The 14,214-nt window shown below is 47.5% G+C and carries 13 protein-coding genes, 1 rRNA gene and 1 riboswitch; of the genes, 5 read left to right on the forward strand and 9 right to left on the reverse strand.

Annotation, left to right across the window (positions count from 1 at the left end; genetic code table 11):
- Positions 1–20 precede the first annotated feature (20 nt).
- Positions 21–2,468, forward strand: a complete 2,448-nt coding sequence (locus R7E29_RS13175) for a trimethylamine-N-oxide reductase 2 (protein ID WP_054576484.1) — start codon at positions 21–23, stop codon at positions 2,466–2,468.
- Positions 2,469–2,537: 69 nt separating this feature from the next.
- On the opposite strand, the gene R7E29_RS13180 is transcribed toward R7E29_RS13175, so the two are convergent.
- From R7E29_RS13180 to thiD, 8 genes are all read right to left on the reverse strand, one after another.
- Entirely contained in the window at positions 2,538–3,263 is a 726-nt protein-coding gene (locus R7E29_RS13180; protein ID WP_025768774.1) for a phosphatase PAP2 family protein, read from the reverse strand.
- 210 nt (positions 3,264–3,473) lie between these two features.
- Positions 3,474–4,088 carry a thiamine phosphate synthase gene (gene thiE, locus R7E29_RS13185; protein ID WP_053304009.1) on the reverse strand — a complete coding sequence of 205 codons (615 nt, stop codon included), beginning with the start codon at positions 4,086–4,088 and terminating at the stop codon, positions 3,474–3,476.
- A gap of 64 nt (positions 4,089–4,152) precedes the next feature.
- Complete coding sequence (thiM, locus tag R7E29_RS13190; protein ID WP_054576482.1) at positions 4,153–4,944, reverse strand: hydroxyethylthiazole kinase; 792 nt, start codon at positions 4,942–4,944, stop codon at positions 4,153–4,155.
- Between the two features lie 12 nt (positions 4,945–4,956).
- A complete protein-coding gene (gene tenA, locus R7E29_RS13195; protein WP_054576481.1) occupies positions 4,957–5,625 on the reverse strand; it encodes a thiaminase II in 669 nt (222 codons plus the stop codon).
- Between the two features lie 54 nt (positions 5,626–5,679).
- Entirely contained in the window at positions 5,680–6,630 is a 951-nt protein-coding gene (locus tag R7E29_RS13200; RefSeq protein WP_020195161.1) for an ABC transporter substrate-binding protein, read from the reverse strand.
- A 47-nt stretch (positions 6,631–6,677) separates the two neighbouring features.
- Complete coding sequence (locus R7E29_RS13205) at positions 6,678–7,478, reverse strand: ABC transporter permease (RefSeq protein WP_050918773.1); 801 nt, start codon at positions 7,476–7,478, stop codon at positions 6,678–6,680.
- On the reverse strand, positions 7,471–8,226 hold the full coding sequence (locus R7E29_RS13210) for an ABC transporter ATP-binding protein (RefSeq protein ID WP_054576480.1): 756 nt from the start codon (positions 8,224–8,226) through the stop codon (positions 7,471–7,473). Before R7E29_RS13210 ends, R7E29_RS13205 begins: the two co-directional genes overlap by 8 nt.
- Positions 8,216–9,073: a bifunctional hydroxymethylpyrimidine kinase/phosphomethylpyrimidine kinase gene (gene thiD / locus R7E29_RS13215; protein ID WP_005383329.1), complete on the reverse strand. Its 858-nt coding sequence runs from the start codon at positions 9,071–9,073 to the stop codon at positions 8,216–8,218. Before thiD ends, R7E29_RS13210 begins: the two co-directional genes overlap by 11 nt.
- 97 nt (positions 9,074–9,170) lie before the next feature.
- Positions 9,171–9,278: riboswitch (TPP riboswitch) on the reverse strand.
- A gap of 311 nt (positions 9,279–9,589) precedes the next feature.
- Between thiD and R7E29_RS13220 the strand changes: the two genes are divergently transcribed.
- Positions 9,590–10,975, forward strand: a complete 1,386-nt coding sequence (locus R7E29_RS13220; protein ID WP_017820998.1) for a TldD/PmbA family protein — start codon at positions 9,590–9,592, stop codon at positions 10,973–10,975.
- Entirely contained in the window at positions 10,975–12,318 is a 1,344-nt protein-coding gene (locus R7E29_RS13225; RefSeq protein ID WP_053304013.1) for a TldD/PmbA family protein, read from the forward strand. Before R7E29_RS13220 ends, R7E29_RS13225 begins: the two co-directional genes overlap by 1 nt.
- Positions 12,319–12,396: 78 nt before the next feature.
- On the opposite strand, the gene trmY is transcribed toward R7E29_RS13225, so the two are convergent.
- Positions 12,397–12,996 carry a tRNA (pseudouridine(54)-N(1))-methyltransferase TrmY gene (trmY, locus tag R7E29_RS13230; RefSeq protein WP_017634347.1) on the reverse strand — a complete coding sequence of 200 codons (600 nt, stop codon included), beginning with the start codon at positions 12,994–12,996 and terminating at the stop codon, positions 12,397–12,399.
- A 158-nt stretch (positions 12,997–13,154) separates the two neighbouring features.
- On the opposite strand from trmY, the gene R7E29_RS13235 reads away from it, so the two are divergent.
- A complete protein-coding gene (locus R7E29_RS13235; RefSeq protein ID WP_053304014.1) occupies positions 13,155–13,679 on the forward strand; it encodes a DUF3087 domain-containing protein in 525 nt (174 codons plus the stop codon).
- 468 nt (positions 13,680–14,147) lie between these two features.
- Positions 14,148–14,214 (forward strand): 16S ribosomal RNA (locus R7E29_RS13240); the annotation flags it as partial.

Raw genomic sequence — 14,214 nt, forward strand, 5'->3', positions numbered from 1 at the left:
ATAAATAGAAGGATAAGATTATGACTAATATGACCCGTCGCGGATTTCTAAAAGGCACTGGTATGGCGGCTGGTGCAATGGCATTCACTTCATTTGCACCTATGTCTGTTGCGTCTTCAAACCAGCGTGGCAAGGGCATTTTGACAGCGGGCCGCATGGGCCCAATGCTGTGTGAAGTGCAAGACGGTAAGCTGGTTTCAACCACGAACGCATTGCCACAAACGGTACCAAACAGCCTACAAAGCACCGGTCCTGACCAAGTGCACACTAAAGCGCGTGTTAAGTACCCAATGGTTCGCAAAGGTTACTTGGCAAACCCATCAGCTCCCGAAGGAGTTCGTGGCAGCGATGAATTTGTACGGGTGTCTTGGGATGAAGCTTACAAGCTGATACACGAGCAGCACATGCGCATTCGTAAAGAATATGGCCCGGCTTCTGTGTTTGCTGGTTCTTACGGCTGGCGTTCAAGTGGCGTGCTGCACAAAGCACAAACCTTGCTGCAACGTTACATGAGCATGGCGGGTGGCTATTCAGGCCACTTGGGTGACTACTCAACGGGTGCTGCGCAGGTCATCATGCCGCACGTTGTGGGCTCTATCGAAGTATACGAGCAGCAAACCACGTACCCAGTGGTACTAGAGTACAGCGATGTGGTTGTGCTTTGGGGCTTAAACCCGATCAACACTCTAAAAATCGCGTGGAGCTCAACAGACTGTGCTGGTCTTGAGTTCTTCCATCAGTTGAAAAAGTCAGGCAAGACGGTTATCGCTATTGACCCTATTCGTTCTGAAACCATCGAGTTCTTTGGTGAGAATGCGGAGTGGATTGCTCCTCACCCAATGACCGACGTGGCAATGATGATGGGTATCGCACACACCTTGGTGAAACAAGGTAAGCACGATAAAGCCTTCCTCGATAAATACACCGCAGGTTACGACAAGTTTGAAGCGTACCTGATGGGCGAAGAAGACGGCGTAGAAAAATCAGCAGAATGGGCATCACAAATCTGTGGCGTACCTGCGAAGCAACTTGAGCTACTGGCTGACATCTTCAGTAAAAACCGCACCATGCTGATGGCGGGTTGGGGCATGCAGCGCCAACAATACGGTGAGCAGCGTCACTGGATGCTGGTTACACTGGCAACAATGTTGGGTCAAATCGGTTTACCGGGCGGTGGTTTTGGTTTCTCTTACCACTACTCAAACGGTGGTAACCCTGCTCGTGATGCTGGCGTACTTCCTGCGATTTCGGCATCGCTGGGTGGCGGCTCTTCTGCGGGGAACGACTGGGCGGTGTCTGGCGCGGTGCAAAGCTTCCCTGTGGCGCGTATTGTCGAGGCGTTGGAAAACCCAGGTCAATCCTACCATCATAACGGTCATGAACTGACGTTCCCGGACATCAAGATGATTTGGTGGGCAGGTGGTGCGAACTTTACTCACCACCAAGACACCAACCGTCTGATCAAAGCGTGGCAAAAGCCTGAGCTGATCGTGATTTCAGAGCCTTACTGGACGGCGGCTGCGAAGCACGCGGACATTGTTCTGCCAATCACCACATCGTTCGAGCGTAACGACTTAACGATGACGGGTGACTACAGTAACCAACACTTGGTGCCAATGAAGCAAGTGGTTGAGCCGCAAGGTGAAGCGCGTAATGACTTCGATGTATTCGCGGACATGGCCGAGATGCTAGCTCCGGGTGGCCGTGACGTATACACCGAAGGCAAAACTGAAATGGAATGGCTGTACGGCTTCTACAAGGCGGCGCAACAAGGTGGCCGTGGCTCTCGCGTAGCAATGCCGAACTTCAGCAAGTTCTGGGAAGATAACCAACTGATCGAGATGAAGTGGAACGAGAAGAACGCACAGTTTGTTCGTTACGCAGATTTCCGTGAAGACCCGATCATGAATCCACTCGGTACACCAAGTGGTAAGATCGAAATCTTCTCGAAAACCATTGAAGGTTATCAGTTGGAAGACTGTCCTCCACACCCAACGTGGATGGCACCAACCGAGTACACTGGCAATGCAAAAGACGGCGAGTTGCAGCTAATGACCGCGCACGCAGCGCATCGTCTACACAGCCAGTTTAACTACGCGAAGATTCGCGAAGAGTACGCAATTGCAAACCGTGAACCTATTTGGATTCACCCTGAAGATGCGAAAGCGCGTGGTATTAAAACGGGCGATTTAGTTCGTGCGTTTAACAACCGTGGCCAAGTATTGGTTGGTGCAGAAGTGACTGACCGAATCAAGCAAGGTTCAGTGTGTATTCATGAAGGCGGCTGGCCGGATCTGGATCCGAAAACCGGCATTTGTAAGAACGGCGGTTGTAACGTGTTAACGTTGGATATTCCGACCTCTCGACTTGCAAACGGCTGTGCGGCGAACTCGGCACTGGTTCGTATTGAAAAATACACTGGCCCAGAATTAGAACTAACAGCGTTTGAACCACCAAGAAATGGCTAGAAAAAAGTAGCGATTGAAAGCAAGAAGCCAGCGAATCGCTGGCTTCTTTTTATCTAGTCATCGTTCACATTAGCGCGAAGCGAGAGAAACAAACGGCATCTGTTTCTTAATCTGAAATGTCGGGAGTAAAGTAAATACAATCGCGACAAACAAGACCGAGCCTATTAAATCTTCAGGGCGATGCATGCCCAGCCATAAGCGGCTATATGCGACGCTCATTCCCCACATCCACAATGACAGTGCAGAGATATAGCACTTGTTCTGTAAGAACAAACCACCAAAGAAAGCCAAACAAATCGAAACGAAAATCGTATGGCCGGATGGGAAAGAATAGTCTTTCTCGCCTTGCCAATGGCGCGTTCGCCAATCACTGACGTGTTCAGAAATCTGGTTAATTACGTTGGCTTGCTGCTTTGTATCCAACTGATAAAACGCTTCTGGGTGCTCAATCAATTGCTCTGCAGCAAGCAGTTCGGCGTAGGGACGCGGGCTTTCTGTCATCAGTTTTAGCCCCGTTTTGCTGGCAAAACCAATCACCAGTAACAACCCTAACATTGAGAGTTTTTGTATCCACTCAATGCGACTTGGTTTAAAGCGAAATAAAGAAAGCAGTAGCAGTGTTAACGTAATTAAAAAACCTTTGCTACCAGCAGAATCTGTGAGCAAAGTAAAAGTAATACCCAGACTTTCAGGCACCTGTGAAGTGAGATTGTGATAAGAGCCAAACAGCGACATTGGGATGATGCCAAGAACAAACAAGGCGAGCATCATCAATCCATATTTTTTGGTTTTCATTGAGAGCGTTTTGTTTTTATTGAGGGTTATTCAACCACGTGAAAATAAGGGGCTTATCTTACGTTATCTGGCGTGAAAAACTTATCAACGCTCTGTCAATTCGAGCGTGAAAGTGATATTGCAGCTCTTCGTTGTGAAAGGAGAGGTTGTTGAAAGTACTGAAAGGCAAACGCGCTCATCCATAAGCGCTTTGTTCAGGCGTGAGCAAGGTTAGCTCATCAACCCTAATAAATATTCCGATGCGGCTTTTGGATCTTCTGCGTGGCAAATCGCTGAAACCAAAGCTAAGCCGTGAACACCAGTGGCGCTAAGCTGTGGAATGTTACTTTCGTTAATGCCGCCAATGGCAACAATCGGCAGTGAAGTCGTCTCTAACGCCATTTTCAAACCATCAATACCCCAATGTTTTTTGGTGTTGGTTTTGGTCGGCGTCGCGAAGATAGCGCTCAAACCGATGTAATCAATCGGCAGAGAGTTTACTTCTGCCAGCTGCTCTTCAGTCTCAATCGATAAGCCGAGAATCTTGTTTGGGCCAATCAATTGACGAGCGATCTCTGCTGGCATGTCTGACTGCCCGAGGTGAACACCATCGGCATCGACGGCAAGGGCAACATCAACACGATCATTGATGACTAACGGGACTCCAGTGCCTTCAAGAATCGTCTTGACGGCTTGAGCACGTTCGATAAACGCACGCACATCACCGTGTTTTTCGCGGACTTGTACCATAGTCACGCCACCTTCCACGGCTTTTCTCACAACACGCTTTAGTGTGGCTAAATCTTGTTGGTCATCGGTGACCAAATATAAACGATAGGCGTTCATTGGGTTTCCTTTAAGCCTCTCATTGAAAGAGGATTGAGAGGCTAGTGTTAAAAGAGAGAAAAGCTTAGCTCACTTGCAGTTTTAGGCGCTTTGCCAGTGTCTCTTCATCTAGCTGGTAAAGCTCATCCAACAGGTTCATTTGCAGGCTACCTGGGCCGCGAGCTTGTTCCGCTGCAATCTCGCCAACAACGCCTAGTACCGCCGCAGCAGCAAGTCCGGTGTTATCACCAACTGCAGCAAAAGCACCCGTCAGTGCCGTTAGTGTACAGCCCATTCCGGTTACGTATGGCATCATCTCGTGACCATTGTTCAGCTGCACATTCTGCTCTTTCGTGACGATGTAATCAGTCTCGCCAGAAATCACCACACTTGCACCATACTCTGCGACTAAGAAGTTCGCTGCGCCAAGTGCTGCATCGCTGCTGTCTAATGCATCGACGCCTTTGCTTTGTGCTTGCTCGCCAGCGAGTGCAATGATTTCTGAAGCGTTACCTCGGATGATGAGTTTGTCTGCAAGGCGTGCGATTTCGCGCGAGGTTTCGGTGCGCAGTGAACTTGCGCCGCAACCGACAGGGTCGAGCACAACGATTTTACCGTTCGAGTTGGCTTTCTCGACGGCGTAGATCATGCGCGGCGTCCAAACGCTGTCTAGGGTGCCGATGTTGATCACCAAAGCGCCAGCAAACGACATCATTTCTGCCATTTCTTGCTTTGAATGCGCCATGATAGGCGAAGCACCGATAGCTAGCAAAGCGTTCGCCGTGTTGTTCATCACCACGTAGTTAGTGATGTTGACGACTAACGGCTTTTGCTGGCGTACTGCGGTTAATGCTTGGGTGATTTGTTCAATTAACATGAGACTCTCCGATTAATCTTGCTGAGCGTTCAGACCTTGTTGCCAGAATGCCACTTCCATACGCGTTGCGGTTTTGAATACCTGAATCAGGTTTTGACCACGCTGGCTATTGATATCGATTTCCGCCAATAACTGATTAAAGTGTTCTGCACCTTTTGCGACACCAGATTGGAATTCCTCACCACCGTAGAGGTTGATCCAACTTGCGTATGGGTTACCTTCGAGCACAGTGCTTTCGTCTTCAATCAGCATCTTACCGATTACGGCATAACCGATAGAGCATGGCGCAAGTGCCGCGTATAGATCAACAAGATCGCCGGTCATGCCAGCATCTAATACGTAACGGGTATAAGCTACCGTGCCGAAGTCTTCTGGCTCGTTTTCTAGGTCAGACTCCGTCAGCCCCCATTGCTCACAGTAAGTCACGTGGTGGGCGATTTCAGAATCTAGCAATGCATGTACGCTTGGTAGGGCACGGCGCATGTCATCCAAAGTACGTGCTTTGTAGATCGCTAATGCGTAAGCTCGTGCGTACTGTTTTAGGAAAAGAAAATCCTGCTTTAGGTAATGCAGAAAACAAGGCTGAGCCAGAGTGCCTTGCGCCAATTGCTGCACGAAAGCATGCTCAGTGTATTCTTGCCAATCTTGGTGGCAAGCGTCGATCAAATCTTGGTATTTCATAATGGGTATCTCGTTATCAAAAGACCCTAGGCTTAGATCCTAAGGTCAGTAGAATTAGTCAAAGCTCGGTACGTAATCTTTCGCTTTTGGCAGTGTTTCGATGATTTTTTGTGAATACATGAATTCGGCGTAATCATCGTAGCGTTTCAGATCTACTGCGGATGGACGAAGAGCGAAACGAGTTAGTGTGTCATTCCAAGCGCGCTGGTTAAGCTCGTTGTTGAGGGTGTCTGGTGAATAAGCCACAAACTCTTTCCAAGATTCTTTTGGATGGTTAACGATGTAAGTGGTCGCTTGCTCCAGTGCTTTGTTGAATGCCTTGATGGCTTCTTTGTCGTAGGTTTTTGCATTGGCTACGAAGACTAACTCGTCATACGCTGGCACGCCGTGTTCTTCAGGGAAGAAGGCTTTAGCTTTATAACCTTCTAGTGCAAGTTGGTTGGTTTCGAAGTTACGTAGACCACCCCAAATCGCATCCACCTTGCCAGACGCAAGAGACGAAGATAGCGCCCAACCTACGTTGATGATTTGTACGTCAGAAAACTTCACATTCTCTTGAGCTAACATGGTGCCGATTGTTGCTTCTTCGTTGCCTGCGATCGCAATACCGATCTTCTTGCCTTTCAAGTCGCCAAGGTTTTCATTCTTACCGTTGTCCAACACCATCAACGTGTTGAGTGGCGTAGCAATCAAAGTCGCAGAGCGGATTAGTGGCAAACCAGCCGCGACATCGATGGTCAGGCTTGGTTGGTAAGAAATCGCCATGTCGACCTTGCCCGCCGCGACCAACTTAGGTGGCGTGCTTGGATCTGCCGGCTCCTGAATGTTGACCTTCAAGCCTTGCTCTTTGAAGTAACCACGCTCTTTGGCAATAACGATAGGACCATGGTTTGGATTGACGAACCAATCCAACATCAGTGTCATCTCTTTTTCAGCTGCAAGCACGTTGGTTGATACCACTGAAGCGAGTAGAGCAGCAGCGCTCATAAGTTTGTTTTTATTCACGGGGTTCTTCCTTTTCTTTCCCAATTTTCTTTGGTTATTTTCTGTAATTACTTGCTTTCCCAAGGGATGGCTTTTTTCAATAATTTATCGGTGATGAAGTAGAGTGCGATAGACAGCACGGCGAGGATAAACAGCGCCGCAAACATCTCATCAATGATCATGCGAGCGTTGGCTTGGAGCATCAGATAACCCAAGCCTTCACTTGAACCTACCCACTCACCGACCACTGCTCCAATCGGCGCAATAACGACGGCAACACGAATACCTGAAGCTAAAGTTGGTAGTGCGGCTGGCAATTGAATATGACGAAGTAACTGCCATTTAGAGGCGCCCATGGTCTTGGCAAGGTCGAGGTAACCTGTTGGTGTATTGCGCAAACCGTCGTAGCAACATGTCGTGACGGGGAAAAAGATGATGATCGCCGCCATGACTACTTTCGATGCAATGCCGTAACCCAGCCAAAGCATCAGTACTGGCGCGATAGCGAACACAGGGATCGCTTGGCTAGCAATCAGAATTGGCAGTAACCAACGCTTCAGCGGTTCGAACATCAACATTTGCAATGCGAACAGCAAACCCATTGATAATCCAAGCGCCAAACCAAGTAAAATCTCTTGCGCGGTAACCCAAGTATGTTTGAGCAAGACATCGTAACGAGTGACCAATCTATCCAGCACTTCAATTGGTGAAGGTAAGATGAAGCTTGGCATGTCGAATACCACAACAACCAACTGCCACAATCCCAAGATCACCGCTGTGCTAATGACCAAGCGCAGAGCCGGATGGGTCACGCGTTCTTTTTTACTAATGCGTGCCGAAACGGAGTTGTACTGAGTCATATCACTCATAGTCTTTCTCCAGTTGATCCAAAATCGCTTGTTGTAACGCCGCGCACTCTCCATCGAGAACTCGGGGCGGCTTGGAGTCTGGAACGACCAAGTGCTGAGCTTGCGCAGGTGTGCCTTGCAACACATAGAGTTGGTGAGCTAATCGCACCGCTTCTTGTGGGTCGTGGGTAATTAGAACAACCGTCTTATCTTTCAGTAAATCGGCAGACAAGGTTTGCAACTTATGGCGCGTAACCGCATCCAACGCAGAGAAAGGCTCATCCATCAGAACTAGAGGCTTGTCTTGCATCAGAGTGCGAGCAAGGGCAACACGTTGTCTCATGCCGCCAGAGAGCTGAGCTGGCTTAGCATCCGCGTAATCGGCGAGTCCCACTTGGCTTAGTAAAGTCAGTGCACGTTGTCTATTTTGCTCTGGTGCTTGCACTTGAGAAAATCGAGAACTGAGGCAGACGTTGTCTAACACATTCAACCACGGTAGCAATAAATCCTGCTGAGCCATGTAAGCGATACGGTCATGCAGTGCAGCGCCATCCGTTGTGATGAGTTCGCCATGCCAGTCAACTTGGTCATCCAGTAGGCCAGCTAAGTAACGCAATATTGTGGTTTTCCCGCAGCCACTGCGACCAAGTAACACTGTCCATTGATTAGCAGGAATAGTCATACTCAACCCTGCTAGCGTTGGTGTTTGGCTGTCTTTGTATCGCAGACTAGCATCGGAAAGCTGAATGCCAATCGCGTTAGCGAACATAAGTATGACCCGCAAAAAAGTGGTTCACAGGGCCATGGCCTTTACCTACATCCAATTCATCAGCGTGTGCGATAGCTTGGCTGATGTACTGCTTACCCAGGTGCACCGCTTTGTGTAGGTTGTTGCCTTGGCCAAGATAAGACGCAATGGCGGAAGAAAGTGTACAGCCTGTGCCATGAGTGTTTTTGGTTGGAAATCGCTTGGCGCTAATTAACTCGGCACTGTCTTGCATGATAAGCAGATCGTTGCTGTTTTCATTTTCTTCAAGGTGACCGCCTTTGAGCAGAATAGCTTTGGCGCCAAGCGCACGAAGGTCGGTAATCATATCGTTCATTTCAGATTCTGATTGAGGCATTGGCTTACCCGTCAATGCTGCGCCTTCGGGTAGGTTAGGGGTAATGATGTCTGCGAGCGGAATCAATTCTTCTTTTAAAGTGCTGATTGCCGACTGTTCCAGTAATAGATCGCCGCTGGTGGCCACCATCACAGGGTCAATCACGAGGTGTTTTGGCTGGTATTGTTTAATTTTGTCTGCAACGACTTTGATGATGTTGGAATCTGCCAGCATGCCCACTTTGACTGCAACGATGTTGAGGTCGGTAAATACTGCATCAAGTTGGCTCTCTACATGGTCGAGAGGAATGGGGAAAATCGCAGAAACGCCTTGGGTATTTTGCGAAGTAATCGCCGTGATTACCGAGCAAGCAAAACTGCCGGTTGCGGACATCGCTTTGATGTCGGCTTGAATACCTGCACCGCCACCACTGTCTGAGCCCGCGATGGTCAATACGATAGGGGTAGGCAAGGCTGGCGTGTGATGTGAATGAGGTTGTGATTGCTGCGTCATGGTCGCTCCTACTACAAGACGTATAGGAACTGACTTTGACCGTTGCAGATAGATCGATTTTTCGATCGCTATCGCTTACCTAAGAGGGGCGACGAAAGGCAAAGTGTGCATAGTTCCCTACGTCAGTGCTAACTGAATCAGGTTCAACGGGTCTCGAATTTCGATCTCAGCCAACACTTGTCGTGTGGCCCCCCGACTATTTCGTTCGGATGATAGCAGGACCATTGCGGAAGGGATACGTTTTTTGAGCGTAATTATAATGAGTATTCAATTATGCGAGGTGAGTGATAAAGTAAGCACCTAAATGGTTTGCTGGGTGGAATTTACTAGTGCAACGCTCTGGTGAATGAGCAGAACCTGGAATATTTAATAAATAATCGTGGTCTCGTTAAGCAAGGATTAGCACAAAACAAGGTTAAAAAACTGTTAAAATTTAACGTGTTGCCAATTTAACTTTGTTGAACTTTTTCACAGTTAATTAGGAAGGCTAAGACGATCATCGAGCAAGGAGACTTCATGCTTAATTCTGTAACAGCGAAGTCAGTGATCGATCATGCGCTCTTTTTGGGGGCTGATTTCGCTGAACTATTCGTTGAACATCACCAAACCAACACTGTCCAGATCGCATCTGGTGAAGTGGATAAGGTTAACTCGGGTATCGATTTTGGTATCGGTATTCGTCTTTTTTTCGGTCATAAGGTGCTTTACGGTTACACCAACAGCACAGATGAAGCCGAACTAAAGCGCGTAACCTCGCTGCTTGCTGCAAAAGACAAGCGTGAGCAAATCGCGTCAGCGGGTTCTTTGAATTTGAACCGCTACCCAATCCAACATGGTTGCCGCATGCCGCTAGGTAAGGATGCTAACCTAGATTCAAAAATCGCGTTTCTATTGAAAGTTGACCAAGCCGCACGTGCTGAGAGTGAACATATCAGCCAGTTTATTGGCAGCGTTCTTCAGCGCGAGCAACAAGTGTCTATCTTCAACTCAGAAGGTCTACACGTTGACGATACTCGCCACTACATTCGTGTTGCTGGTAACACTGTCGCGCAAAAAGGTAATGAGCAGTCTTCTGGTATGGAAGGTCCTGGCGCTCTTGCTGGTTGGGAATTCAGTGAACAGCTTGATGCCAAAGAGCTAGGTCAAACTATCGCGCAGCAAGCGTTAGTAAAACTTGGCGCGGATGCTTGTCCATCGGGTGAAATGCCGGTGGTGATTGGTAACGGTTTTGGCGGCGTTATCTTCCATGAAGCATGTGGTCACTTGCTAGAAACCACTTCAGTTGCGAAGAAAGCATCAGTCTTCCACGACAAGATGGGCGAAATGGTTGCTCACACCGCAGTGAATGCAGTCGATGATGGCACCATGACCAACGAATGGGGCTCGATTCACATTGATGATGAAGGTATGAAGACTCAGCGCACTCAACTGATCAAAGACGGTAAGCTAACCAGCTTCATGGTCGATAAAATGGGTGGCATGAAGACAGGTTATGAGCCTACGGGTTCTGGTCGTCGTCAAAACTACAAGTTCGCACCAACCTCGCGCATGCGTAACACCTTTATCGAAGAGGGCGAGCATTCACTTAATGACATGCTGGCAGGCATCGAACGTGGTATCTATGCGAAGAAGATGGGCGGTGGCTCTGTTCAACCGGGTACGGGGGAGTTTAACTTTGCTGTTCGTGAAGCCTACCTCATTGAAAATGGCAAAATCACCAAGCCTCTGAAAACAGCAACGCTGATCAGCACGGGTCCAAAAGTGTTGAAAGAAATCAGCATGGTCGGCAAAGACATGGCGCTTGCGCCGGGCATGTGTGGTTCCGTGAGTGGTTCAGTACCAACAACTGTCGGTCAGCCAACGCTGAAAGTAGATAACATTCTGGTAGGAGGCGGTAACTAATGAGCCAAGAACAACAACTTCTTAATGCGGTTGATTACGTCCTATCAGAAGCAAAACGCCAAGGTGCAGAAGCGGACGTCATTGTAAACCGTAACAGTAGCTTTTCTTTGAAAGCGAACCAAGGAAAGCTGGATGAGTACAAAGTAAGCTCAAGCCAAGTTCTGGGTGTTCGTGTTGTGAAAGATGCGCGTGTTGCAACAAGCTATTCTGAGTCGTTAGAGCAACCAAGCTTGGATTTGATGCTGACCAATGCACTGCAAAGCGCTCGCTTTTCCAAGCAAGATGAACATCAGACAATTAGTTGCGTGAACAGCCAAATCGCGACTGATGTTGCTGAGATTGCGCAAGAAGATACAACTTCTGTTGACGAAAAAATCGAACTGTCTCTCGCTCTTGAGCAAGGCGTAGTGGCTCTGCCTCACGCCTCTAGCGCACCTTACAATGGTTACAGCGATGGCGAAACACAACTGATCATTGCCAATACTCAAGGCACATTGTGTCAACACTTCGAGCGCTCGTTCACTTGTTACGCGTATACCTTGTTTGAAAAAGACGGCAAACAGTCAATGGCGGGTAGAATGTCACTGGGTCGCCGTTTTGATGAGTTGAATCCAGCTTACTGTATCGAGGGTGGCTACAACCTTGCTCGCGATCTTCTTGAAGGCGCACCGGTTGCGACGGGTAACTACCCTGCTATCTTCCACATCAATGCGCTAGCAAGTTTATTCGGTGCTTTCGGCAGTGCTTTCTCTGGCGTAAGCGCGATGAAAGGCATTACGCCACTGGGTGACAAGCTTGGTCAACGTGTTGCGAGTGATTTAATTACCTTTACTGATACGGCTTACATGCCAAATGGTATGGCAATCGCGAGTTTTGATAGTGAAGGCTTCGCTACTCAAGATAATGTCATGATTGCTAATGGTGAGTTGAAAACCTTGCTACACAACAGCCAGACCGCAAGTTACTTGGGCGCAGTCTCGACAGCAAGTGCCGCTCGCGGTGCAAAATCGAGCCTAGACGTATCAGCGAATCACAAAGTGATTGCGACAGGCAACAGCAGTGCGTCAGAAGTAAAAGCGGGTGAGTACCTAGAGTTAGTCGAGCTTCAAGGTGTCCATTCTGGTGCGGATGCAGTGAGTGGTGATTTCTCATTTGGTGCGAGTGGCTTCTTGTGCCGTGATGGAGAGCGCGTTCAACCAGTTCGTGGGATCACGGTAGCGGGTAACTTCTACAAGATGCTGCAAGAAGTTGAGGCAGTGGGTGATACTCAGTTAATTAACGATAGCCGAACTTTCTTCTCGCCAGACGTTCGTTTTGCTCGTTTGAGCATTGGTGGTAAGTAAACTTAGCATCCCTATAGAAACAAAAAAGAGGACTCAATGGAGTCCTCTTTCATTACCTAGCAACGTGTGCGCGAATAACTAGAATTCGCGTATGTCCAACTCATTGTGGATCAATACCACACACTGAGAAGCGAAAAGCATCTTAGGACCTAAGCTGATCTTCTCTGTGCCAAGGCGCTTTAAGCTGTTAAAAGACTTTTTCGGCATCGGTATATGGTCAGTTAGCAAGAAACATGGATTTTCACCAATTTCTGCATCACGAACAAATTCGCCTTTCTTATCCAACATATATAGTTGGTGATCTTCTGCCAGCTCTTGTACTAGGCGTTCAAAGCTCACTGTACGAACGGTAATACCAGGTTCGACTTCACGAAGTTGCTCTTTACCCATACCAACCGAAGCATCCAAAGCGCGAGCCACTGCTGCAATCAAGGTTGACTCATGGAAGCCGCCAATGTTGGTGATGTCGTTGGAGCGAATAGTAATGGTGCGTGAGAAGTCTTTTGTGCTTTCCAAAACCAAGTGAACAACCACATCTTCACGGTGTGATTGAGCAACGAACATAGTGTTCATCATGGTATGAGCAAGAATCTCTGTATGCGCTTCATTACCAACACCTTCTAACAGTGCTTTGCTGGTGGTTGGCGCCGCGCGAGCTCGTAAAACAAAAGAGCGCATGAATTTAGCCTCTATATAGGAAGAGTGAATGCGCGGAAGTATATACCCAAGCAGGGAAGGGATGCGAGTTTAATAGCAAATGTGAACTTACTTACAAAGCTTCGATTGTCGTGCGGAGTGCGCTGGTTAAAATAGAGGTAACCTGTTAGGAGCGGTATATGGAAATCAAACAGATAAATAAAGACATTTATAAAAAGAAAGTAAACCTTGTGATTGGCGGTTTTGTTGCGTTGCTCGCCATCTCCTCTCTTGCCTTTAGTACCTTGTTGATTGTTTTGTTCGGTAATACAGATGTAGTACCTGAACAGTCGACGGGGAACTTTCATTGGAACTTAATTGGTGTTGTGCTTGCCTTAGCTACTTCACTGTCTTTGCTGAACCAATTCAAAACACGCCCTTATATGGAAGAAGTGTTGTATGTCTGGAAACTCAAGCAGTTGCAGAACAAGATCTTTCGCAAACTGAAAAGCATTAAAGCCGCTTCTGCTGAGCACGATGTAAAAGCGCTGACGATACTTAAGTTCTACTATACGACTCAAAGTCAGGTGTTTGAGTTAGACAACAACACATTAACGATGAGCAGTGTAAATAAAGAATTAGAGGCAATTGAGCAAATCGAAGCGGCGAAGTCACTGGATCTTGATATCACAAGCTTTGAAGAGTCTTGGATTGACACATATTGATTGCCTATTTGCTACGTTAAGTTAACAACTAAGTGTTAAAAATAAGCGTTTGAGTGAGATTTCATCACTCGACGTTTTTTTTAAAGTTTTTTTCTAAAAAAGGGTTGCCAAGAAAAATCATCTCCCTATAATGCGCCTCCGTTGTCAGGGCAAAGCGGAAACGCAAAAGCAGTTGGCAATGAGGCGAAAGAAAAGCTTCTAAAAATTAATTTGAAAAAGTGTTTGACACTGAAAATTAATTCCTTAGAATACGCCTCCGCTTCGGTAGCAAAGCTTACGAAGCAAGCTCTTTAACAATATAGACCTATCAATCTGTGTGGGCACTCGTTGATGATGATCCAATTAGATACCTCGGTATCAAATTAGGTTTCAATGATACGAAGTGACCATTGAATCTTAGGATTCAGCACAGTCAATTCAAACATTACTTTATGTAATGTTCAGTATTCATTGAGCCGACAAAATCTTAAATTGAAGAGTTTGATCATGGCTCAGATTGAACGCTGGCGGCAGGCCTAACACATGCAAGTCGAGC

The organism is Vibrio sp. Vb1729 (assembly GCF_033338655.1).
Taxonomy (GTDB): domain Bacteria; phylum Pseudomonadota; class Gammaproteobacteria; order Enterobacterales; family Vibrionaceae; genus Vibrio; species Vibrio alginolyticus.

Bases quoted from the DNA above. Each gene is read 5' to 3' on its own strand.
- R7E29_RS13175 (WP_054576484.1), top strand. From the start codon at position 21: ATGACTAATATGACCCGTCGCGGATTTCTAAAAGGCACTGGTATGGCG.
- R7E29_RS13180 (WP_025768774.1), bottom strand. From the start codon at position 3,263: ATGAAAACCAAAAAATATGGATTGATGATGCTCGCCTTGTTTGTTCTT.
- thiE (WP_053304009.1), bottom strand. From the start codon at position 4,088: ATGAACGCCTATCGTTTATATTTGGTCACCGATGACCAACAAGATTTA.
- thiM (WP_054576482.1), bottom strand. From the start codon at position 4,944: ATGTTAATTGAACAAATCACCCAAGCATTAACCGCAGTACGCCAGCAA.
- tenA (WP_054576481.1), bottom strand. From the start codon at position 5,625: ATGAAATACCAAGATTTGATCGACGCTTGCCACCAAGATTGGCAAGAA.
- R7E29_RS13205 (WP_050918773.1), bottom strand. From the start codon at position 7,478: ATGAGTGATATGACTCAGTACAACTCCGTTTCGGCACGCATTAGTAAA.
- R7E29_RS13210 (WP_054576480.1), bottom strand. From the start codon at position 8,226: ATGTTCGCTAACGCGATTGGCATTCAGCTTTCCGATGCTAGTCTGCGA.
- thiD (WP_005383329.1), bottom strand. From the start codon at position 9,073: ATGACGCAGCAATCACAACCTCATTCACATCACACGCCAGCCTTGCCT.
- R7E29_RS13220 (WP_017820998.1), top strand. From the start codon at position 9,590: ATGCTTAATTCTGTAACAGCGAAGTCAGTGATCGATCATGCGCTCTTT.
- R7E29_RS13225 (WP_053304013.1), top strand. From the start codon at position 10,975: ATGAGCCAAGAACAACAACTTCTTAATGCGGTTGATTACGTCCTATCA.
- trmY (WP_017634347.1), bottom strand. From the start codon at position 12,996: ATGCGCTCTTTTGTTTTACGAGCTCGCGCGGCGCCAACCACCAGCAAA.
- R7E29_RS13235 (WP_053304014.1), top strand. From the start codon at position 13,155: ATGGAAATCAAACAGATAAATAAAGACATTTATAAAAAGAAAGTAAAC.